A 454-nucleotide genomic window follows, 5' to 3' on the forward strand; every position below is an offset into this window, starting at 1 on the left:
ATGCGCTTGTTGTTAGAAATCATTGATGGAATTCAAGCAGTCTCACAGCTCTCGATTTGGGTCCGGATTTCAGCAGCGGATCACGCAACAGGGGGAATGACAGCGACGGATTATATTCCACTTGCGAAAGAACTAGCAGCACGTAACATCGACCTACTCGACTGTAGTTCAGGTGCTGTCGTCGCCAATGCTGTACCGGAAGTATATCCGGGCTATCAAGTCAGCTATGCGGAAGAATTGAAACGAGAGACAGGCATGGCAACAGGAGCGGTTGGATTGATTACGACAGCAGCTCATGCAGAAGAGATCGTCCGTAACGGTCGAGCAGATATTGTCCTGCTCGCACGTGAACTTCTTCGCCAACCTTATTGGGTCTATCATGCGGCAGCCGAACTAGGAGATACGGTCGCCTTGCCAAAGCAATACGAACGAGCTCCGATCCGGACGGTTCGCT

Annotated in this window: 1 pseudogene; it reads left to right on the forward strand. The window is 51.1% G+C overall.

Features of this window, described 5'->3' with window-relative positions:
• Positions 1-454: pseudogene (locus tag B2U10_RS11055) on the forward strand (NADPH dehydrogenase); the annotation flags it as partial.

The sequence above is a fragment of the Exiguobacterium sp. UBA7533 genome, assembly GCF_002479335.1.
Classification (GTDB): Bacteria; Bacillota; Bacilli; order Exiguobacteriales; family Exiguobacteriaceae; genus Exiguobacterium_A.